At 68.4% G+C, this 21787-nt stretch carries 19 protein-coding genes and 1 pseudogene; 10 read left to right on the forward strand and 10 right to left on the reverse strand.

Annotation, left to right across the window (positions count from 1 at the left end):
• Positions 1-1113: HNH endonuclease signature motif containing protein (locus GPY60_RS23040; RefSeq protein ID WP_156690011.1), on the reverse strand; the 1113-nt coding region annotated here is incomplete at its 3' end.
• Between the two features lie 89 nt (positions 1114-1202).
• On the opposite strand from GPY60_RS23040, the gene GPY60_RS23050 reads away from it, so the two are divergent.
• The gene (locus GPY60_RS23050) at positions 1203-3359 is read left to right on the forward strand and encodes a hypothetical protein (RefSeq protein ID WP_197283796.1); all 2157 of its coding nucleotides are present in this window, start codon (positions 1203-1205) and stop codon (positions 3357-3359) included.
• Positions 3360-3520: 161 nt separating this feature from the next.
• A complete protein-coding gene (locus GPY60_RS23055; RefSeq protein ID WP_370462808.1) occupies positions 3521-5026 on the forward strand; it encodes a serine hydrolase domain-containing protein in 1506 nt (501 codons plus the stop codon).
• A gap of 12 nt (positions 5027-5038) precedes the next feature.
• Here the strand turns inward: GPY60_RS23055 and GPY60_RS23060 are convergent, their stop codons facing one another.
• Positions 5039-5743: a M15 family metallopeptidase gene (locus tag GPY60_RS23060; protein WP_156690032.1), complete on the reverse strand. Its 705-nt coding sequence runs from the start codon at positions 5741-5743 to the stop codon at positions 5039-5041.
• Between the two features lie 111 nt (positions 5744-5854).
• Positions 5855-7771 (reverse strand): NAD-binding protein, encoded by a 1917-nt coding sequence (locus GPY60_RS23065; RefSeq protein WP_231639791.1) that lies wholly within the window; start codon positions 7769-7771, stop codon positions 5855-5857.
• A 302-nt stretch (positions 7772-8073) separates the two neighbouring features.
• On the opposite strand from GPY60_RS23065, the gene glnA reads away from it, so the two are divergent.
• The 4 genes from glnA (at position 8074) to GPY60_RS23085 (ending at position 13253) form a co-directional block, all read left to right on the forward strand.
• Positions 8074-9510: a type I glutamate--ammonia ligase gene (gene glnA, locus GPY60_RS23070; RefSeq protein ID WP_156690015.1), complete on the forward strand. Its 1437-nt coding sequence runs from the start codon at positions 8074-8076 to the stop codon at positions 9508-9510.
• A gap of 62 nt (positions 9511-9572) precedes the next feature.
• A complete protein-coding gene (locus tag GPY60_RS23075) occupies positions 9573-12251 on the forward strand; it encodes an ATP-binding protein (RefSeq protein ID WP_231639792.1) in 2679 nt (892 codons plus the stop codon).
• A gap of 124 nt (positions 12252-12375) precedes the next feature.
• Positions 12376-12747 (forward strand): nuclear transport factor 2 family protein, encoded by a 372-nt coding sequence (locus tag GPY60_RS23080; RefSeq protein WP_156690035.1) that lies wholly within the window; start codon positions 12376-12378, stop codon positions 12745-12747.
• Positions 12748-12860: 113 nt separating this feature from the next.
• Positions 12861-13253: a DUF732 domain-containing protein gene (locus tag GPY60_RS23085; protein ID WP_156690016.1), complete on the forward strand. Its 393-nt coding sequence runs from the start codon at positions 12861-12863 to the stop codon at positions 13251-13253.
• Between the two features lie 9 nt (positions 13254-13262).
• On the opposite strand, the gene GPY60_RS23090 is transcribed toward GPY60_RS23085, so the two are convergent.
• Together GPY60_RS23090 and GPY60_RS23095 are read right to left on the reverse strand one after the other, a co-directional pair.
• Positions 13263-13832, reverse strand: coding sequence for a DUF732 domain-containing protein (locus tag GPY60_RS23090; protein WP_197283797.1), 570 nt, complete (start codon positions 13830-13832; stop codon positions 13263-13265).
• A gap of 152 nt (positions 13833-13984) precedes the next feature.
• The gene (locus GPY60_RS23095; RefSeq protein ID WP_231639793.1) at positions 13985-14584 is read right to left on the reverse strand and encodes a DUF732 domain-containing protein; all 600 of its coding nucleotides are present in this window, start codon (positions 14582-14584) and stop codon (positions 13985-13987) included.
• Between the two features lie 134 nt (positions 14585-14718).
• Here GPY60_RS23095 and GPY60_RS23100 point away from each other — a divergent pair, with 134 nt between their 5' ends.
• The gene (locus GPY60_RS23100; protein ID WP_370462807.1) at positions 14719-15036 is read left to right on the forward strand and encodes a hypothetical protein; all 318 of its coding nucleotides are present in this window, start codon (positions 14719-14721) and stop codon (positions 15034-15036) included.
• 6 nt (positions 15037-15042) lie between these two features.
• Here the strand turns inward: GPY60_RS23100 and GPY60_RS23105 are convergent, their stop codons facing one another.
• Entirely contained in the window at positions 15043-15747 is a 705-nt protein-coding gene (locus GPY60_RS23105) for a TetR/AcrR family transcriptional regulator (protein WP_231639794.1), read from the reverse strand.
• Between the two features lie 99 nt (positions 15748-15846).
• Entirely contained in the window at positions 15847-16566 is a 720-nt protein-coding gene (locus tag GPY60_RS23110; protein ID WP_156690019.1) for a TetR/AcrR family transcriptional regulator, read from the reverse strand.
• A gap of 275 nt (positions 16567-16841) precedes the next feature.
• On the opposite strand from GPY60_RS23110, the pseudogene GPY60_RS27265 reads away from it, so the two are divergent.
• A pseudogene (locus tag GPY60_RS27265) lies at positions 16842-17219 on the forward strand (DUF4267 domain-containing protein); the annotation flags it as partial.
• Positions 17220-17268: 49 nt separating this feature from the next.
• Positions 17269-18096, forward strand: coding sequence for an LLM class F420-dependent oxidoreductase (locus tag GPY60_RS23115; protein ID WP_156690020.1), 828 nt, complete (start codon positions 17269-17271; stop codon positions 18094-18096).
• 13 nt (positions 18097-18109) lie between these two features.
• On the opposite strand, the gene GPY60_RS23120 is transcribed toward GPY60_RS23115, so the two are convergent.
• The 3 genes from GPY60_RS23120 to GPY60_RS23130 form a co-directional block, all read right to left on the reverse strand.
• Positions 18110-19573 (reverse strand): protein adenylyltransferase SelO, encoded by a 1464-nt coding sequence (locus tag GPY60_RS23120; RefSeq protein WP_156690021.1) that lies wholly within the window; start codon positions 19571-19573, stop codon positions 18110-18112.
• Positions 19574-19621: 48 nt separating this feature from the next.
• Positions 19622-20188 carry a hemerythrin domain-containing protein gene (locus tag GPY60_RS23125; protein WP_156690022.1) on the reverse strand — a complete coding sequence of 189 codons (567 nt, stop codon included), beginning with the start codon at positions 20186-20188 and terminating at the stop codon, positions 19622-19624.
• A gap of 204 nt (positions 20189-20392) precedes the next feature.
• Positions 20393-20680 (reverse strand): WGxxGxxG family protein, encoded by a 288-nt coding sequence (locus GPY60_RS23130; protein WP_156690023.1) that lies wholly within the window; start codon positions 20678-20680, stop codon positions 20393-20395.
• 240 nt (positions 20681-20920) lie between these two features.
• Between GPY60_RS23130 and GPY60_RS23135 the strand changes: the two genes are divergently transcribed.
• Positions 20921-21712 (forward strand): hypothetical protein, encoded by a 792-nt coding sequence (locus GPY60_RS23135; protein WP_156690024.1) that lies wholly within the window; start codon positions 20921-20923, stop codon positions 21710-21712.
• Positions 21713-21787 lie beyond the last annotated feature (75 nt).

Below are 21787 nucleotides of genomic sequence, written 5' to 3' on the forward strand. Positions count from 1 at the left end.
GCTCAGGACTTCGCCGTCGCTGTCGGTGACCACCAAAGCGTCCGGGGTGCCGCTGATGGTCAACTCGCCGCGGTGATGGAGCCGGTGGTGGTAGGGGCAGAGCAGGATGAGGTTGGTCAGCTCGGTGGGCCCGCCGTCCTCCCAATGTTTGAGGTGGTGGGCGTGTAGGCCGCGGGTGGCGCCGCAGCCGGGGACCGCGCAGGTGGGGTGGCGGTGCTCGAGGGCGCGGCGCAGCCGCCGGCTGATGGTGCGGGTGGTGCGCCCGGCGCCGAGGGGCTGGCCGTGACGTTCCAGCCAGACTTCTCCGGTGGTGTCGCAGGTCAGGTAGTGGCGGTCGGCGTCGGAGAGCAGCGGACCCAGGTGCAGCGCGGCGGCGCGCTCCTTGACGTCGAGGTGCACCACCACGGTGGTGTGCGCGCTGTGTGGGCGCCGTGCCGCCTCGACGTCCCACCCGGTCTCAACCAGCCGCAGAAACGCCTCGACCGCACCCGGGATCGGGGGGCGATTGGCGGCACCGTCGCCCTCACCGTCGCGTTTCCAGTCGGCGACCAGCGCCTCGCGGTGGGCGGCCAGGGCGGCGTCGAACCTGGCGGCGTCCAGCGGGGGCAGGCTGATCCGGTAACAACTGCCCCGCCCGGTGGTGGTCTTGGTCAACGCGCGCTCGGGCTCGGGGCGCGGGGCGGGGTCCGGGCGCGGCTCCAAACCGATCGCGGTGCGCAACTGGCTCACCGTGGCCACCGCCGCCAGCTGCGCGTAATGCGCATCCGAGCCTTCCCCGGCGCGCGCGGCGATCACGCCGACCTGATCCAGCGACAGTTGTCCCTCGCGCAGGGCCTGTGTGCAGCGCGGGAACTCCGCCCACCGGCTCGCGACGGTGGTGAACGTGTGCGCCGTCGCCGGCGATAAGCCCAACTTCCAGGCCACCATCGCCTGCACCGACCGTGTGCCGGTCATCCCCCACAAGCCGTCGCGATCGATCTCGGCCACAATCTCAGCGATGCGGCCATCCACCGCATTACGTTGACCGGCCAACTCCGCCAACTCGTCGAACAACACCGCAAGACGCTCCTTCGGCATCACCACCGGAGCGTCAGCACATGCGATCGAGGACATGACCACATCAAAACACCCACCACCGACAAGTTCGGTCCGCCCGATTGCGCCGTGACTCGACGCAGGCGTTTTTGGGTACAGCATTCGACATGCAGCGCCCGGACACGATCATCGAGATTCATCGCGAACGCGTGCAGGACCAGACGGCCGAGATGTTCGGCGGCGACAAGCGCACGCAGTCCGTTGACGGCACCGGTTACTCCGCGACGGCGACGCTCGACCTCACCCTGGACCGGGTCTGGTTCATCCTCGATTCCCATCAGCGCCTGTGGCAGGAGGAAGCGGAAGGCGCACGGCGTGATCCGTTGCGGCACTTCGCCATCGACCTGGTGATCTTCGACTCCAAGATCGTCATCGACTCCGTCAGCTGCATCCCGCTGGTGGAGCTTCCGCCCGCGACCATCACGGTCCCCGACGGTCCGCGCCAGGGAGAGTCGCGCGACATCCCGTACAACGAGATCCCGTTGTTCGGTCGGCTGACCATCCACGACCAGCTCGAGCCGCACGAGCTGAAGCCGGGCAAGCACACGATCGCGCTGAACTTCACCGAGCAGGAGGCTCCGGTCCTGCTGGCCGGCCCGATGCCCGACGAGCACGCCGGGTGGCTGTTCGGTCCGCACGTCGAGCGGCGCGACGACGGGTTCACGGTCTTCACCGGGCCGGATCCCCGCATCACCTGGGAGCTCGACTATGCGGAGGCGTACTGGATCACCCACAGCATCGCCGGCGAGCTGATGGTGAACCTGGAGAAGCTGCAGCACCCCGGAATCTCCGACGACGAAGCGAGAACCAGGGTGCTCGACTCGCTTGCCGCCCAGATCGCCGACGCGGTCCGCCCGCAGCTGGAGGCCATGGGCGACAACGGAATTCAGCAGTTGCTGCCGTCGCCCGTGGACGTCGACCCGGAGGCACAGGACGACAGCACCGTCAAGGCGCTCGACGTCGTGGTGCAGCGCTTCGACGCCGACGGCGCTACCCAGGAGTCGCTGGTGGTGCAACTGCAGACGCTGCGCGAGTTGCCGCCCGGCGAAGACCTGCCCTCGTCGGTGCTCGCCGAAAACCCCCGTGAGAGAACGGCGTTGGCGGCCACCGGGTGGAGCATCCTGCGGCAGGTCCGCGACACCGTGATGAAGAGTTTCAATCTCGAGGCGAGCGACTTCGACGCCGACGCCCCGTGCCTGCTGGCCGGCCCCAAGACCATCAACATCGGCGGCCAGGACCGCAGCCTGGACTCCCTCGACGCCGACATCGTGCCGCGCACCCAGAACGGCCGGCTGGTGATCGACGGCAGCGTCAGCGCCGACACCAAGCTCTACGACTTCAAGGCCTCCTTCAAGGTCACCTACGAGATGGGCCTGCACGACATACCGCGCGACCCTAAGGGCAAGGAGCTGCTGCGAAAGGACGTCGACACCATCGAGCTGCTCGAGGAGACGCTCAGCATGGCCCGCCACAAGAAGCGCGCCGGGCAGTTCGACAACGAGCAGTACGAAGAAGTGGTGAAGGACGTCAGACAGAGATTCGAGCGGCTGCCGCGAACCGTGGGCGTGCGGCCGGTCCAGAACCCCGCCGAGCCGGAGGTGAACGCCGACTTCAGCCTCACCGCGGGCGGAAAGGTCGCGACGGCGGCGGGCGCGGCGACCGTCGTCGGGCTGCTGGCGCTGCCGGTGACGTGGGCGGCGGGGGCGGCCGGCGTCGGGGCCGCCGGCGCGGGCGGTCTGTTGACCCTGGCGATCGCGCAGTACGTCACGACCGTGCTGACCGTCGACTGGTTCGGCACGGGAATCGGGTCACGGCAGGTGAAGAAGTCGCTGAACGACCAGCCCGAGGGCACGTCGCTTCCCCCGATCGGCATGCCCGTCGACCTCGACCTCAACCGCCAGCGCATGGCGGTGTACTTCCGCCCGGTGCCGGCCAAGCTGTGGGTTGGCTGCGCCATGGCCGGGGCGGACGAAAGCGAGGAGGCGGAGCGTGACGACACGCGGATCATCGGTGGCCGATGGCCCACCGACGGCCATCCCTGGAAGCTGTCCCACGACGACGCCGTGCTGTTCGTCGAATGCGACGACGTCCAGCTCGTGACGGACCCGCAGAGCGGCGGCGGCGACGAGCTGCCGATCGGCGTCGGCGTCGATGGCGACGGCCGGCACCGCCTGCGGGTGGAGAACGATCCCGAAGCGCTGAGCCGGCTGCCGCATTGCGAGCGGCCCGACGGTGCGGAGAAACCGCACCGAGACGACGGGTGACGCGCGGACGAACGGGTTCGCCGATGCTTGACAAGCCGCCCCGCCGGATCCAGCATCATGCGGGTCCACCCGTGAACGCCGTTGGGGCCCGGAATTACGTGAACGTCGAAAGCTCGCCGAGCAATTCGGTCTTCGGAACGTCGATCCGAAAAGCCGTCGCCGTGGGCGCCGTCGCGCTCGTCCTCGGCACGGGCTGCTCGCCCGGACCGTCGGCGCCCGCGGCGCTCGACGGCAACCCGCCGGCCACGCACGCCCCGTCGGTGGTCCCCGCGCCCGGCACGCCAACCGCCCCACGCCCGCCCGACGCGGTCCCCGGCTTCGACTTCGCCGCGGTCTCCAAACTGATCGACAAGGCGATCGCCGGGAATGAGCTGCCCGGTGCCGTGGTCGAAATCGGGCACGGCGGCCAGGTCGTCTTCCACCGGGCATACGGCTCGCGCAAGCTCCGCGGCGAGCCGGGCTTGGACGGGTCGCCCGCACCCGCGGAGCCGATGACCGAGGACACGATCTTCGACATGGCGTCGCTGACGAAGATCCTCGCGACCGCGACGGCGGTGATGCAGCTCTACGAGCAGGGCAAGGTCCAGTTCGACGATCCGGTGCAGAATTATCTGCCCGAGTTCAACGCGTCGAACGACCCACGCCGCGCGCGGGTGACGCTGCGCACGTTGCTCACCCACACGTCGGGCGAGCCGGGTGATGTCAACCTCGGAGATGCGTGGGGACTCGAGAGGGTCGACAAAGCGGAGGGCGTCCATCGGGCGCTCACGACGCCGCTGCAGTCCGATCCCGGTGCGGGCTTCTCCTACTCCGATATCAACTTCATTCTGCTCGGCGCGCTTGTCGAACAGCTCACGGGCGAGGCGGAAGACGCCTACGTCCAGGAACACGTGTTCCAGCCCCTCGGCATGGACGACACCCACTACCTGCCCCTCGCGGAAGCGTGCGGCCCACACGTCGTCATCGGAGCCGCGATCGGATGGGCGCCCGGGTCACCGGGGCAAGCGCCGGACGGTTGCCCCGCCGGCTCGTGGAGCACCGGTCTCTTACCGCGCATCGCACCGACGGCGCGCGACGAAGAGAACAGAGCCGACCCGGCCAAGAATCCCGACATCGATCGCCTCCTCCGGGGCACGGTGCACGACACGACGGCGCGGCGCATGGGTGGAGTGGCCGGGCACGCGGGTGTGTTCTCGACGGCGCACGATGTCGGCGTTTTCGCGCAGGCGCTCCTCGACCGGCTCGCGGGCCGCCCGAGCGCGTTCCCGCTAACGCAGGACAGCCTGGAGTTGATGACCACTCCCGAGCAGCCGGGGCACACGTCCGGACAACTCGAGGCGGCCAATCACGCGACGCGCGAAGCCGTCGCCAAGAGGCCGAATACGAGGAATTCGATGCTCGCCCCGCGCTATCCCGCCATCCCCGGGCAGAACCTGCGCGGCTTCGGCTGGGACATCGACACCCCCCTCTCGGAGCCGCGAGGCATGGTTTTCCCCATCGGGAGCTTCGGCCACACCGGTTTCACCGGAACCTCGATCTGGATAGACCCGAACTCGGATACCTACGTCGTTCTGCTCACGAATTCCATTCATACGCGGGGCAGTCCGCCGATTTCGGACCTGCGGGGTGAGGTCGCGACCGCGGCGGCGCACGCCCTCAGCCTCTAGGTAGGTGAGTGCTCAGGGCCGCTCGAAGTGTTGGTAGTCGAGGGGGGCGTTCCAGTCGCCACCCCACCGCCAGCCACGATCGGTGAAGGCGAGCACGGCGGGGTCGCCGTTGTGTAAGAGTCCCGGGTCGGTCCGGCTGCGGTCCAGGTACGCCGCCGCGTTCTGTGGTTCGAAATACCCGGTGGCGTAAAGGCACGGGTTGAGCATCGTGTTGATGTCTATGGCCCGCCCGTAAGCGTGTGGCGACCATTGGCTCGTACCCGGGATGAGTCGGCAGTTGAACGCCGAAGTGTTGTTGTCCTCCATCGACAGCTCGTCGTCAGCGTCCGCGTAGTGGTCCGGCGTGCGGATCTTCTCGATGGGATAGCGCATCCGGTAGAGCTGGCCGAAGATCTCGATGACCTGCGGCACGAGGTCCTCGGCCACGATCAGTTCGCCGGTGTGGGTCTGGCCATCGAAGCCGATGTGGTCGACAGCGACGCGTCGCAGGCCCGCCGGCTCGACGGGGCAGCCCGGCCGCCAGCTCGCGCCGAGCTCCTCTGCGGTGACGGGCGTTACGGTCGCGGCGGCGGGCGACGAGGGCGGGGCGGCCGGCGAAGACGCCGCGGTGGCCGGCGAAGACGGGACGGTGGCCGGCAAGGACTGCGGCGACGACGAGGTGACCGCACGAGGTGGCGACGGGGCGCATTGCACCAGCACGACGCCCGCCGCCAGCATCCCCGCCGCCGCGCACGTACGCCGCTTGATGGCCGTCAACCCGGAACCTCTGCCTATCAACGATGCTCGCCGAAACGAGAGGCTACTCCGCGAGCGGCCGCGGCCCGTTCGTCACACGTCCTCGTCCTGTGCCCAGCGCGGGGCACGTGCAGGCCGCTGGCGCTGCCCACGCGCCGCCGCCAGCGTCGCGGCGCGCTCGCCGTTGATCGCGGTCTGGGGAGGAGGCTGGCCCTTGCGCAGCGTGGCGATCAGCTCGCGGTAAGGGCCGATGAGGTAGACGGTGTCGCCGGCTCTCAGGCGGGAGTTGCGGCGCGGCCGGAGGCTGACCGGCCCTTCGGGCCGGGTGATGGCGATGACGCGCGTGTCGGTGGACAGTTCCACCATCGTCAGCCCGTCCAGCTCGCTGCCGGCCGCCACCATCATCCCGCCGACCATGAAGGAGCGCTGCCCGACCCAGAACGTGCCCAGCACCTGCAGGCCCATCGCCGCGCCGATGAACCAGGGGGCGGCGAGGTCAACGATCGAGCGGACATTCTCGAAGCCGAACCGCTGGTTCACCGCCGCGCCGAGCGCGCGGCCCTGAACGCGCATGACGATCGGCACCCGCGTGTCGGACCCCAGGATGTCGAGCAGCACGATGCCGGTCTCGATGTTCTCCATGTCGTCCTGGGTCACCACCGCCACCCCGCGGGCGCGGTCGACGCGCGCCGATTCCAGCGTCTGGCGCATGGTCGAGTCACCGAAGATCACCGGCACGTCGAGCTCGGCGACCGTCGACAGGAAGCGGTTGTTCTCGTCCTGCTCGATGACCAGGACGTCGTACCCGGCGGCCGTCAGATCGCTGACGACCCGGACGCCGATCGAGCCCAGCCCGACGACCACGACGTGGTCACGCATGTGACGCGCCCGCAACCGCCCGGCGGTCTGCAGGAAGCGGCGCGACAGCAGCAGGTCGGCCAGGAACGCGACGAGGATCGCCGTGACGATCGCGCCGCCGAACATCAACCCGACCACGTACAGGCGTAGGGGCGTGGATTGCTGGGCGAAGCTGAATTCGCCGTAGCCCACCGTGGTGATGGTCTCGGAGGTGAAATACAGGGCGTCGAGCCACGACATCCGCGGGTTGCTGTAGATCAAGCGCATCACGGCCGTCGAGCCGATTATGAGCAGCAACGCGAAAGCCAACGAGGGCAAGAGCATCGGGTTCACGTCGTCGCGCATCGCGCGCGCGGCGTCGATCACGCGCCGCACCCGGGAATGCCGGGAGCGCGTCGCGGTCGGGGGAGGCAGGGTGATACCCCGGGCCACCAGTTCGTCCTTGAGGCCGATCATGGAGGTCCAGTCGCCGGGGTAGACGCGCAGGTCCCGCCCGGGGCACGGCACCACCTCACCCGGGACGGGTGAGTTCTTGCCGTGGACCACGGCGACCGGCGCCAGGTCGCCGTGGATTTCGCGCAGCGTGGCCTCGTGCGGCGCCTCGGATCCCCAGACCACGAATTCGATGTCGGCCGTTTGGAATTGGTGGGCGTTGCGCGACAGCACCGCTTCCACGATCGAGGGCGTCGCGAGTTCGGCGACGTCCAGGATCGCCCCCGGTCCGTTGACCGCGGCCATCGCTTCGCGCAGCACATCGTTGGCGAGCCTCGCCACCACCCGCACGGTCGCACTGTATTGCCGTGCCAGCAGGGCGATTTCGAGGTTCATCGCGTCGTTCGGACCGGCGCAGACAACCGCGCGGGCGCGATGCACCCCGGCGCCGAGCAGATCGGCTGCACTGTTGATCTTGATGATCCGCGCGCCGGCCCCCCTCAGCTCCTCGCTGATCGTCCTCGACAGGGGGTCGTCGCCGGCGACGATGATCTCGCGGTGAAATTGGAGGTTCGGGCCCGTGTCCCGCGCGTGCGGTCGTCGCGCGCGCCGGCCGACGACCGAAACGGGTGTCGCCAACGCGGTCCGGCCGTCGCCCGTACCGGATCCGTCGACGACATCGTCCTCGCCATTCCTTCGTGGCATGGTGTCGTGCGGCATGGGTACTCCGGTGTGGGCGTCTCTCGTTTCCTATGACTATCGGGCACCGTGCGCGAAACTGCCACCGGAGAGCGGCGCTGGTGTGACGCAACAATTTAGACCCGAATTCGTCACGCGAACGAAATAGCCGGGGTGTAAACACACGGCCCATGGCACCGCAATCCGCGTGAAAAACGTTGGTGTGCGGCACTATCCGGCGACAGAACGCGCCCGAATCGGCGCGGACCGCGTACGGTCTGCGACAACATCATGGCGGGCGTGCGTTCGGCGCCGGCCCGTGCAAGCGAAGGAGCGGTTTGGAAATGTCCGAGAAGACGCCCGACGACATCTTCAAGCTCGCCAGGGACGAGCAGATCGAGTATGTCGACGTTCGTTTCTGTGACCTGCCGGGCACCATGCAGCACTTCACCATTCCGATCTACGTCTTCGACGAGAACGTGTTCGAGGAGGGGTTGGCCTTCGACGGTTCGTCGATCCGCGGGTTCCAGTCGATCCACGAGTCCGACATGCTGCTGCTGCCGGATCCGGAGACCGCCACCGTCGACCCGTTTCGCGAGGCGAAGACGCTCAACGTCAACTTCTTCGTGCACGACCCCTACACGCTCGAGCTGTACTCGCGCGACCCGCGCAACGTCGCCCGCAAGGCCGAGAACTACCTCGTCAGCTCCGGCATCGCGGACGCCGCGTACTTCGGGCCGGAGGCCGAGTTCTACATCTTCGACTCGGTAAAGTTCGACTCGAACATCAACGGCTCCTTCTACAAGGTCGACGCGACCTCCGGCTGGTGGAACACCGGCGAAGAGACCGAACCCGACGGGGGGCCCAACCGGGGCTACAAGGTCCGCCCCAAGGGCGGCTACTTCCCGGTGGCCCCCACCGACCACTACGTCGACCTGCGCGACCGGATCCTCACCAACCTGACCAACGCCGGATTCTCTCTGGAGAAGGGCCACCACGAGGTGGGCAGCGGCGGCCAGGCCGAGATCAACTACAAGTTCAACACGCTGCTGCACGCGGCCGACGACCACCAGATGTACAAGTACATCGTCAAGCAGACGGCGTGGCAGGCCGGCAAGACCGTGACGTTCATGCCCAAGCCGCTGTTCGGCGACAACGGCTCCGGCATGCACTGTCACCAGTCGCTGTGGAAGGACGGGGTCCCGCTGATGTACGACGACACGGGCTACGCCGGGCTGTCGGACATCGCCCGCCACTACATCGGCGGGTTGCTCTACCACGCGCCGTCGCTGCTGGCGTTCACCAACCCGACGGTGAACTCCTACAAGCGCCTCGTGCCGGGTTACGAGGCGCCGATCAACCTGGTGTACAGCCAGCGCAACCGCTCGGCGTGCGTGCGCATACCGATCACCGGCAACAACCCGAAGACCAAGCGGCTGGAATTTCGGTGCCCCGACTCGTCGGGCAACCCGTATCTGTCGTTCGCCGCGATGTTGATGGCCGGGCTGGACGGCATCAAAAACAAGATCGAGCCGCCACCGCCGATCGACAAGGACCTCTACGAACTTCCCCCGGAGGAGGCGGCGGACATCCCGCAGGCCCCGACCCAGCTCTCCGAGGTGATCGACCGCCTCGAGGAGGACAGCGAATACCTTACCGAGGGAGGCGTTTTCACGCCCGACCTGATCGAGACGTGGATCAGTTACAAACGCAATTACGAGATCGCGCCTTTCAACCTGCGTCCCACGCCGTACGAATTCGCCATGTACTACGACGTGTGAGGACGTCCGGCAATGAGCCGCGTTGCTGGTTGCGAACAGGTCCGTTGTGACATTCTGCTGAAGTGTCCGCTGATCCGGCGGTCACTGCCCCCTCGGGGGTCGTGACGTTCCTGTTCACCGACGTGGAGGGCTCGACCCGTCGGTGGGAGGCCGACGCCGACGGGATGCGGACCGCCCTCGCCGCCCACGACGAGGTGCTGCGCGGGGTCATCGAGGCGCACGGGGGTTGGTTGTTCAAGCACACGGGTGACGGCGTGTGTGCCGCGTTTGTCTCACCGGGCTCGGCGGTGGAGGCGGCGGTGGAGGCCCAGCGGAAGCTGCAGTTGCCGGTGCGGATGGGGTTGGCCACCGGGGAGGCCGAACTCCGCGACGGTGATTACTTCGGTGCGGTGCTCAACCGCGCGGCCCGGGTGATGGGCGCCGGGCACGGTGGTCAGATCCTCCTCGCCGACTCGACAGCGACGCTGCTCACCGCGGTGGAACTCGTCGGTCTCGGGCCACGGCGCCTGCGGGATGTGCCCGTGCCGGTGGGACTGTTCCAAGTCCGGGCACCCGGCCTGCGCCAGGAATTTCCCCCGTTGCGCGCGCTGGACATCACGCCCGGGAACCTGCGCCCCGCCGCAACCAGCTTGATCGGACGTGAGTCCGAGGTCTCCCAGATCGAAGGGGCGGTCAAGGCGCATCGATTGGTGACGCTGACCGGCGTGGGTGGGGTCGGCAAAACGCGGCTGGCGGTGGAGGTAGCGGGCCGCCTCGCAGACGAATTCCCGGACGGCGTCTGGCTTTTCGAGCTGGCGGCGGTCACCGATCCGGCCGCGGTGCCCGATGCGATGGCCGCGGTGCTCGGCGTCGTCCAGCAACCGGGCAAGACCGTCCGCGAGTCGGTGGCGGCCGCGCTGGACGGCCGGGTCCGGTTGTTGGTGGTCGACAACTGCGAGCATGTTCTCGACGCCGCCGCCGAGCTGATCGAAGCCGTCCTGGCGCACTCCGCGACCGTGCGAATCTTGGCCACCAGCCGCGAAGGACTCGGAGTTCCCGACGAGCGGGTGTGGCCGGTGCGCTCTCTGGACGCGGCGGGTGTCGACTCCGCCGCGGTGAACCTGTTCCTCGAACGCGCCGAGGGCATGGCGTCGGGCTTGTCGATGACCGACGGCGGCGAAGCCGCCGCAGTCACCGAGATTTGTCGGCGCCTCGACGGGATTCCCTTGGCCATCGAACTCGCCGCCTCGCGCATGGCGTCGATGACGGCCACCGAAATGCGCGATCGCCTCGATCACCGATTCCGGCTGCTGGTCGGCTCCCGGCGCGGCCTGGAACGCCACCACACCCTGCGCCAGGCTATGGCCTGGTCCTACGACCTGCTCGACGAAGCCGAAAAGACAGTGCTGAACCGCTGTTCGGTCTTCTCGGGTGGCTTCGATCTGCACAGCGCCTGTGCGGTCGCCGGATCGTCCGAACTCGACGAATATGCCCTCCTCGAGGTCCTCGACGCCCTGGTGCGCAAGTCGCTGCTGATCACGGATCGGTCCTCGGGGCGCACGCGTTTTTCGATGCTGGAGACGATCCGTCAGTTCGCCGAGGAGCAGCTCGTCGACGGAGGCGCGGCCCCCGAGATTCGGGCCGCCCACTCGCGGTACTTCGCCGGACGGGAAGCCGACATCATGGCGCTGTGGGACAGCCCGCGTCAGCGCGAGGCGTACGACTGGCTGACGGTGGAGTGGGCCAACGTGCGCACCGCCTTTCGGTGGGCCGCAGAATGCGGTGACCTCGACGCGGGCGCCGGCATCGCCGCGTACGCCGCGTTGCTCGGCCCATTCCTGGAGAACTTCGAGCCCATCGCTTGGGCCGAAGAGTTGATCGAGCCCGCCCGCGCCGTCGCGCATCCCCGACTGACCGCCTTGTGCGTCGGGGCATCGCTGTGCTGTGTCGTCGGACGCGCCGAAGCGGCGGTGCGCCACAGCGAAGTCGGCCAGACGGTGATCGCCGCTGCCAGCGACAAGGTGTCGTACTTCGGTGAGCCGTGGCTCGGCAGTGCCTACCTATTCGTCGGCCGCCCCGAACGGTACGTTGAGTTGTGCCGCGCGCAGCTCGGTCGCAGCGGCGGTGCCAACATCATGGCCAGAGCGAATCTGGCGTTCGCCCTGGCCGTTTCGGGCTCGACCGACGAGGCGACCATGCTCGCCGACGGCCTCATGGACGCTTCCGAAGCGATCGACAATCCGTGGGTGCTCGCCTTCGCGATGTTCGCGTGCGGATATGCCCTCCGCTACACCGATCCAGACCGCGCGCTCGAGGCGATGCGCCGCGGGGTGCACATCTCGCGGGTCAGCGGCAACCGATTCTTTGAGACCCAGTTCTCGTTCTGGTTGTGCGGACTCGAGGCCGAGCAAGGGGACCCGCTCGCGACGCTCGATTCCCTCGCAATGGCCATCCGCACCAACTACGAATCGGGCAACATCGGCATGATGCACAACCCGCTGGCCATCCTGGCCGGCATTTTCGACCGGCTCGGACGGTACGAACCGGCGGCCACCATCGCCAGTTTCGCGACGGCCAATCCGATGGCCGCGGTGACCGTCCCCGAGCTCGAAGCATTGACAGCGCACTTGCGTGTGGCTCTTGGTGCCGAGGCCTTCGAAGCGCTTGTCCGCAAGGCGCAAACGATGACCGCCGCCGCCATGGTGGCGTACGCCTACGACGAAATCGACCAGGCCCGAACGGAGCTCGAACACTCCGGTTGAGCGGTAAGAGTTGGGCGTCGAACGGGCGACGAGCGCGCCGCATCTCAGCTCTGAATTCACCTCCCGGGAACGAATGCGCTTGCGCTAGGTTTGCGCTGTGACACCACCCGTGATCGAGCGCTGGATGGACATCATCGACAGTGGCCGCACCGAAGAACTGAACGACCTGCTGGCCGACGACGCGGTGTTCTACTCGCCGGCCGTCTTCACGCCGCAGGAGGGCAGAGACACGACCGTCGCCTACCTGACCGCCGCGGCGAGGCTGTTCGGTGGAGCGGACTTCCGGTACGTCGGCAGGTGGTACGCCGACGACTCCGCGGTGCTCGAGTTCGTCGCCGAGATCGACGGCATCCACGTCAACGGCATCGACATGATCCACTGGAACGACGACGGCAAGATCACCTCCGTCAAGGTGATGCTGCGGCCGATCAAGGCCCTACAGGCCGTCATCCCCGAGATGGCGAGACTCCTGCAGCAAGGCGCCGATCCCCGCTGACGCGGCGCGCGCGGCGAAGCGGCAAACGGCCAAGCGCGAGAATGGGATTCGCCTTGGGTGCGGATCGATTTCGCCGGGGAGACAGCCGCGCCCGTCTGTAGCAGGATGGAGCCATGCGAACGCTTGTCGCCGTCGCTAGCTTCGTCATCGCGATCGGCGCAGCCGCGCCGGCCCAGGCCGATCCCGTCGGCGCCGCCCCGGGTCCGGACGCGAACTTCCTGGCCGCGCTGGACCAGGCCGGCATCCCGTATCGGAACGGCTCCACCGCCGTCGCGATCGGGAAAAAGGCGTGCGAACTGATGAATCAGGGCAATCCCAAGAGCGACGTCATCAAGAGCATGTCGACTTCCAACCCGGGATTCTCGATGGACAGCGCGACCAGGTTCACGACGATCGCGGTCAGCTCCTACTGTCCGCAATATGCCGGCGAACCTCTCAACCCGGCGCCGGCGCAGGAGCCGGCGATCGTTCCCATGTTTCCCTGGCCTACGCCGGGGGCCGCCTAGCCCGGCGGGTCAGGGCTTCGGAAGGTTCGGGCAGTAGGCGCCGATCGCCGCCTGCGTCAGGTGTTGTGCGTCTTCGCGGGTGAACTGCGGCGACGACGGGGTTCCCGACGTGACGTCACGGTTCTCCGCCGCCAGGATGTCGGTCACCGTGGAATCGAGCGTCTGCGGCCGCGGCGGCATCAGGGCGAAGCACGCGTGGTGTGCGAATTCCATGTACCGCTGACGCTGCGCTTCGCTGCCGTTGTCGGTGATGCCGTAGGCGGCCAGCGACGAGAAGAACCGGGCGTCCGCACTGTCGGCCGCCGGCGTGCTGATGGCCGACGGCGTGATGGTCACCGTCTGCGGGCCCGGAGACGTCGCCGTCCTGTCCCGGAGGAAGTAGGTGGCCACCACACCGAGGGCGAACAGGACCGCCAGTGCGAGGAACCCCGCCGCGATGACGTTGCCGACGACGGTCGACTGGGTCCGGCGTCTCGGGCGCGGTTGTGGGCGGGGCACCGATTCGATCGAGGGGCTGTTGTCTTCGTCGACTGCGGGGCCGTTGTGTTCGATCGAGGGGCTGTTGTCTTCGACAGTCATCCGCTGTCTCCTTTTGACGTGCGGTGCGGCCGCCACGGGGGCCGGTCGGGTGGCCCGGTTCGGCTCCCAGGTCGCGCCAGGTCCAATCATGACCGACGAGGTTTGATTCCCGCAGTTCAAAACGCATTTCTTCGGCGATGCTTCCCGGAACGTCAGGACACGCCGCTGACCAGGTTCGCGTTCTGCGGACAGTACGCGCGAACGGAGATCGCCACGTAGGCTTCCGCGTCGGCTCCGAGCGCCGGGTTGCTCGCACGAAATGCGTCGACGATCTGTGGCACCGTCATGCCCTGCCGGATGTCGGTGCAGACGATCTTGCCGTTGTAGACGGCCGCCTCCGGGTTGGCGAAGGAGATACCCCGGTTGTTGAGGTCCTGCACGTACTTGTTGTCCTGCTCGGGCGTCGAGGCGATCGACGGTGGGGCGGCGGCCGACGCCGACGGCGGCGCGGCGGACGACGTGCTCGGTGGTGCGGCCGGCGAGGGCGACGAGCTCTTGCCGGACGGGCTCAGCACCCAGAAGCCCACGACGATGGCGACCGCCAGCGCGAGCCCGCCCAGGAGAAGCGCGCCGGCCTTGCGCCAGGTGGCCGACCACGATTGGCGATCGGGCGCCGGCTGGGCCGTAACCTCCTCGTCGTCCCGCGACCAGGCGAGGTCGTCGGCTTCCTTGGATGAGGTATCGGGTACGGCGACGGTGTCGGCGGCGTTGACCGCGACGGTTTCGTCGCCGGCCCGGCCCGGCTCGGACATGAGGGTCATGGTAGCCACCCGGCGGGGGATTCATCCGCTCGGGGAGCACCGGCCCGGTGTGAAAACCGCGCTTTCAGGGCGCCGGTATGAGAACCTCACAACGCTGAGAAAGCCCTGCCCCGTAGGGAGTCCGGATGTCCGACGCGGAAGATCGCGATGCCCGCGGCCGGGACCATCGCGCGGGCCGAGTCTCGCGCGTGTTCGACGGTCTGAATCGGGTGTTGCGTTACGAGGTCAGCATCGGGGGGCTGATCGAGGCGGCCGTGTGGCTGACGATCCCCTACCTGTCGATCGGATTCGTGTGGGCCTCCGTGCACGCGGAGGAGACGCAGCGGATCCATGCCCGCCTCGAAAACCTGTTGCCGGTCGGCTCGGACGTGGTGGCGTTCGGGGTGACGGCCGCGCTGTGGCCTGCCTCGATGCAGATAGCCAGCGCCTGCCCGGTCAACTGAGCGCCGTCAGCCCGCGACTGCCGTTGTGCGGGTGAGCGTTTCGATCGTCTCGGGTGAAACGCCCAGCCCGCGCAGGCAGAAACGCAGCGCACGGCGGCGGGTCTCGGCGCGTTCTTCATGGTTGGTCGCCCGCTGGCGCTGGGCCGCCGCCCACACCACCCCGTGCAGCGACTTGGCCGCGGTCCCCGGCATGACGTCGTGGAACATGCCGAGTTCCAGCCCGCGCTGAAGCTGCTCGACCAGGGGTTCGAAGATCACCGGGTACGAGGAGGGCATCCGCTCCGGCGAGGTGAACACTTTCGACTGCGCCTCGAGCAGCAACCGCCGCAAATCGGACTCCGTGTTGTCGTCGAACGCGAGGTCGAACCGGCCGTCGATCCAGGCCGCCACGGCTTCGACCGGGTCGGTTGCGGCCGCCATCTTCCGCTTGAGCCGCAGCGCCTCGACCCGCGCCATCTCGGTGAAGACCGCGGCGACCAGCTGGTCCTTCGAATCGAAGTGCCGGTAGAAGGCCCGTGTGCTGAGCCTGGCCTGCTCCAGGACCGCGGCGACGCTCAGTCCCCGAATGCCGTGCTCCTTGACCGACTTCGACGCCGCGGCCAGGATGGCGCAACGGACCTCCGGATCGGGCGCGAGCTTGTCCCGTCGGCGTGGTACCCGGCCGCCCATGTACGCCTGCCGTGGCGAGGACGGGTCGTACGAATGCGTCATGCGTGCGTATTACCCCCCGAAGCAATAATGCAATCCTTCAATTTCACACGCTAAACATCCGAAAACATCCGTTTTCACACGTTCGTCACGATGTGTCGGTCACTCGCGCGCCCTCGGACCGGCGCACGCCTTGCGCCGGCTCAGGCCGTCGATCGCGCGGGGTTCCACGCCCAGCCCGCGCAGGCAGAACCGCAGCGTGCGTTCCCGCACCTCATCCGGTTCCGCGTGCCCGAACGCCCACTGGCGCTCCGTCGCCGCCCAGACCACGCCGTGTATCGACTTCGCGGCGACGGCCGGGACGACGTCGTGCAGCATGCCCTGATCGAGGCCGCGCTGCAGCTGTTCGATGAGCGGTTCCAGGATTGCGGTGTAGGAGGGTGACACCAGTTCGGGCGACGAGACGAGCCGCGACTGGGCTTCCAAAGACACTTGCCGGAGTTCGGAATTGACGTTTTCGTCGAAGGCGAGGTCGAGCCGCCCGTCGATCCAGGCGGCCACCGCCTCGATCGGGTCGGCCGCCGGTGCCATCTTCTCCTTCAGCCGCCGCACCTCGGCGCGGGTCATGTCCATGAAGACGGCGGCGACCAGTTGGTCCTTCGATTCGAAGTGCCGGTAGAAGGCGCGGGTACTCAGTTGCGCCCGCGCCAGGACCGCGGCCACACTGAGCCCGCGAACCCCTTGCTCCCGAACGGATTTCGCCGCCGCGTCCACGATGGCGCGACGCACCTCCGGGTCGGGCGCGAGTTTGTTTCGTCGCGGGCTCGTCGATTGGCTGTTGTATGAATACGGACGCGCTGCCGGATCCCCCTGTTCCGTCATAGGTAACCAAGGTAATCGTTGAACGCTTTCCAAACTGTCAATTTCGCGAGACTGCGGCGCGTCGTGGCGCGGCACATCCCTACCTCGGCCCGCGTCGCGGCCCCGTTAACCACCGACATTGTCGGCCGGTGTTTGCGGACCGTAGTAGAAACCACCTCGGTCGTCCCGCATCCGGGGCGGACTTGTTTGCCGGTGTAACGGGTTTCGGCACAGGGGTGCGAATAATGACGACCGGTCGGTTCCCGACGGCTTGGGCGTGGGCTTACGCTGCGGGGATGACCACGGACCGAGCGGCGTTGGTGGCGGGCAGCATCCGGCTGGCCTCGGGCATCTCGTTTCTCCTCGACCCGCTGCGCGCCAACCGGCTGTGGGGCGACCCCGAGGAGCCCGGTGCGACGGCGCGACTGTTGTTGCGGTCGATGGGCTACCGCGACGCGTTGATCGGGGGCCTGCTCGCGGCGGCGGCCGTGCGCGGCAAGGACACGCGCGCGTGGTTCCTGGCGTCCGGCGGCGCGGACGCGGCCGACCTGCTGGGCGGGATGAGCGTGCACCGGCAATTGAAGCCCGCACAGCGCGTCGTCGGCCTGGGCGGGGCCGTCATCGGCATCGGCGTCGGGCTGTGGGGCGGATGCGCCGGCCGCCGCAACCCGAGGGTGTGGCCGGCCGCTGACACCCCGGTCGCGATGCGGTTGACTGGTGGCCGTGGACTTCGGAGTGCTGACGTTCGTGACCGACGAGGGAATCGGGCCCGTCGACCTCGCTGTGGGTCTGCAGGAGCGCGGGTTCGGGTCGCTGTTTTTGGCCGAACACACGCACATCCCGGTCGATGCCAAGACGCCCTATCCGGGGGGCGGGCCGATCCCGCCGAAGTACTACCGCACGCTCGACCCCTTCGTGGCGTTGACCGCCGCCGCCGTGGCCACCGACACGCTGATCCTGGGCACTGGCATCGCGCTGGTGCCGCAGCGCGACCCGATCGTGACGGCCAAGGAGGTCGCTTCCCTGGACTTGTTGTCGGACGGGCGCTTTCGCTTCGGGGCCGGTGTCGGGTGGTTGCGCGAGGAGATCGCCAACCACGGCGTCGATCCCGCGGTGCGCGGCCGGGTGACCGAGGAGCGCCTGCGGGCGATGATCGAGCTCTGGACGCATGAAAAGGCCGAATTTCACGGCGAATTCGTCGATTTCGACCCGGTCTTCTGCTGGCCCAAGCCGGTGAGCAAGCCCTACCCGCCGCTGTTCCTCGGCGGCGGGCCGGCGAGTTTCGCGCGCATCGCACGCCTGGGCGCCGGGTGGATCTCGATGAGCCCGTCGGCCGACGTTCTCGCGGGCCAGCTCGGGGAGCTGCGCGCGCTGGCCGACCACGACGTGCCGGTGATCAACATCCACGCGGGCAGACCGACCGCGGAGAAGCTGGAGGGCTACCTCCGGCTAGGGCTGGAGCAGCTCCTCGTGGAGTTGCCGACCGAGCCGCGTGACCAGACGCTGCGGCGCCTCGACGACCTGCACGCCGAGTTCGCCAAACTGTCCTGAATTCTCGCGGCGCTCAGGTGCCGCAGAACGTCCGGTAGGCGCCGAAGTCCTCGGGCGCCGGGCGGGCGTAGCGCTCCAGGCCGGGCCGTTCGTCGAAGGGAGCGGTCACCGCCTCGAGGAGTCGGTCGACCGGTGCCAGGTCGCCCGCCGTCGCCGCGGTCAGGGCCTCCTCGACCAGATGGTTGCGCGGGATGTAGGCGGGGTTGGCCCGGTCCATGACGTCGGGGTCGGGGTCGAGGGCCCGCCAGCGCGACAGCCACCGGTCGAAGCCGGCGACGTGGACGAACAGCCCGCGCGCCGGTTCGCTGTCGTCCCGCGCCGCGCGGCCGAGGTGGCGGAAGAACGACGTGTAGTCGACGTGGCTTTCGGCGAGCAGGCCGAGCAGTTCGTCCGTCAACGCGACCAGGGCGTCGTCGGCGACGTCGGGACCCAGGCCCAGCTTGGCGCGCATGCCGGACGACCACACGGCGTCGTACCGAGCCTGGAACACCCCGAACGCCCGCTCCGCGAGGGCGATCGCCTCGTCCACGTCCTCGGACAGCAGGGGGAGCAGCGCCTCGGCGAACCGGGCGAGGTTCCAGCCGGCCATCAGGGGCTGGTTGCCGAAGGCGTAGCGGCCCCAGTAGTCGATCGAGCTGAAGACGGTCTCCGGGTCGTAGGCCTCCATGAAGGCGCAGGGGCCGTAGTCGATGGTCTCGCCCGAGATCGTCATGTTGTCGGTGTTCATCACCCCGTGGACGAAGCCGAGGAGCATCCAGCGCGCGACCAGCGACGCCTGGGCGGCGACGACGGCCTCGTATAACGCCAGGTAGGGGTGGTCGGCCGAGGCCGCGGCGGTGTGGTGGCGCGCGATCGCATGGTCGGCGAGGCGCCGCAGCAGTGCGACGTCGCCGATCGACGCGGCGTATTGGAAGCTGCCGACGCGCAGGTGGCTGCTGGCGACCCGTGTCAGTACGGCGCCCGGCAGCGCGGTCTCCCGCTGAACGGGGCGTCCGGTGGCCACCACGGCGAGCGAGCGCGTCGTCGGGACCCCCAGCGCGTGCATCGCCTCGCTGACCACGTATTCGCGCAGCATCGGACCCACGGCCGCCAGGCCGTCGCCGCCCCTGGCGAACGGTGTGGGGCCGGACCCCTTGAGGTGCAGGTCGCGCACGCGCCCCTCGGTGTCGACGATCTCTCCGAGCAGCAGCGCGCGCCCGTCGCCCAGCCGGGGGACGAAATTGCCGAACTGGTGGCCCGCGTACGCCTGGGCCACCGGAGCGGCGCCCGCCGGAACCGCGTTGCCCACCAGGAAGCGCAGCCCGTCGGGACTGCGCAGCCAGGCCGGATCGAGCCCGAGCTCCGCGGCCAGCTTGCCGTTGAGGGCGACTGGCCGTGGCTCCGGGAACGGCTCGGCCTGCCATCGGACGGCCATCTCCGGCAGATCGCGAAGGAAGCGGTCCTGCAGGGCGACGGTCATAGAGGGTGCGGCGCTCACTTGACCCAGACTAGGGATTCCGGTGGATCCGCGGCGCCGCGTCCCCGGCTAGCCGATGGCTTGCTGGATGAGGTCGCGTGCGCGGTCGAGCATCGAGGCGAACGGGCCGACGGCGAAGTTCAGCTTTGCGGATTCGACGCCCGGATGCGGACGCGTCGGCGCGATGGCCTCGGCAGCCCGCACGGCGGCGCCCATCCGCTTGAGGTTGTCCTCGTCGAGCTCGCGTTCGAGGACGGGGAACTCCTCGTCCTCCTCGTGCCGGGCGTGTTCGAGCACGGCGTCGCGCAGCTTGGTGATCTCGTCGATGAACTCCTGAGAGGTGACGTCGAGCTTTTCGATGCTCGACAGCAACTCCTTGGCCTCGTGCTCCTCCTGCAGGCGGGCGTCGGCGATCTGGTCGCCGGAGTCCGTCTCGCGGCGCACGCGGGGGTGCACCACCATCTCCTCGGCCGTCTCGTGCACCGCCAGCAGTTGGCGCAGCTCTACGAACGGCTTCTCGCGGGCCTGCGGGTCCGAGGCGTGCAGTACCTCGTCGAACATGTCCTCGATCAGGTTGTGCTGCGCCTTGAGGAAGGCGACAACCTCGTCGGGGGATTGGACGATCATGTCGGGCATCGTCGAATACCTCCAGTTAGCTGAGTTTTAGCGGAGCGGGCAGTGGGCTGTGCGCCGCTTGCCGATGCATACCCGACGCGAATGGGACTAAACGCCACCGGGAGCGGGCCCGCCGGCGGCGAGCTTGGTCGATTTCCGGGCGCGGACCCCCGCCAGGACGCCCGAGAGTCCTGGCCGGGGGCCCGCCAGAGCCTGCCGGAGTGGCTAGACGCCGCGGCCCGGGGTGGTGGCCGGTCCGACGCCGGTGCCAACGGCGTGATTGTCGCGGCGGCCCCTCAGGCCCGCGAGTCCACCCAGCCCGAGCAGCCCGAGCAGCCCCCACAGCCCCGTCTTGTCGCTGTGCTGCTGGTCGCCGGTGTTGTTGCTGGTGTCGGCCTGCGTCGTCGTGGTCGACGCCGGGGCCGGGGCGCCCTCGACCGCGGCGTTGGCGACGCCCGCTCCGCAGAACAGAAGTGCGCCGGTGGCGGAAACGGCTGCGATGGTCTTACGCATGTTGACTCCTAAATTGTTTGTACTCGGTCGAATTCGAACGAGAATGACCGAGGCGAGTCGGGCGCCAGTGTGTTCTAGCCCCCGCTGCAAGCGACGCGAGGTTGAAACACCCTGCGCCGCTAGGCGCTTGTACCCCGCGTCGCGGCGATGAAACTAACGGCCGGTGAATGCGCTGGTTTCCGGTGGGGCTTCCCTCCGCTTCTGAGCACATCCGCGGGCGCGAGGTGCGATCATTTGCTGGTGGATGAGGAAAACGCCCCCGACCGCATCGCCGACCTGGAGCGACAGCTTGCTCAGCAGCAGCGCATCGCGGAGTTGGAAAGGCAGCTGGCCGAGGCGAAATCGGCGGTGGGGCCGACGCAAAGGGTCGAGCCGCTGTCGCCGGCCGCGCGGCAGGAGATCGACGAGCACGCCCGCCGCTTGGCGGACGCAATGCTGGCGCAGGTGCGCGAGGAGGGCGGCACCGACGTTCCGCAGCTGCGTGAGGCGCTCACCCGCGCGGTCGCCGCGGCGGGTCTCTCGCCCGACGAGTACCGGGACGTCCTGCAGCGAGTCGGTTTACGCGCGGGCACGAAGGTCACGATCGGCGGTGAAGTCGTGTACAACCGTTGCGGCCCAGACGATCCCATCTTCTTCTTGCCGAGCCGGCCGGTGGGTTTTACCGGGCCGGGTTTCGGCGACATGCCCGGGCGCCTGGGCCAAGGGAGTCGCGTGGGAATGATCCTCGGGGTGGGCGGCGGCTTGTTCGGCCTGTGCGCCGGTGGTGCGGCCGCCGTGACCGCGCTCATCCCCGCGACCGCGCTGTGGATGGGCCCGATCGTCTGCCCCAACGGCTACGGCATGACCTCCGACACGTCGCACTACAGCTACATGCCGGGTCAGTCGGGGACGACCGTGAGTTTTCAGTGCGTCAACGGCGAGAGCGCCTACGACGTCAACGACTTCGCCGTGTTCTCGCTGCAGTTCCTGCTCGTCGCGCTGGTGGTGTTCGTGGCCGGCGGCCTGGCCTGGCGGCTGCGACTTTCGCGTTGATCGGGCGTCGTGAAGGTCCGTTGCGCCGTGCCGCTACGGTTTAGGGAACTCCAGACAGCACTCATGGAATGAAGA

The organism is Mycobacterium sp. Marseille-P9652, from assembly GCF_902652685.1.
Lineage (GTDB): Bacteria > Actinomycetota > Actinomycetes > Mycobacteriales > Mycobacteriaceae > Mycobacterium.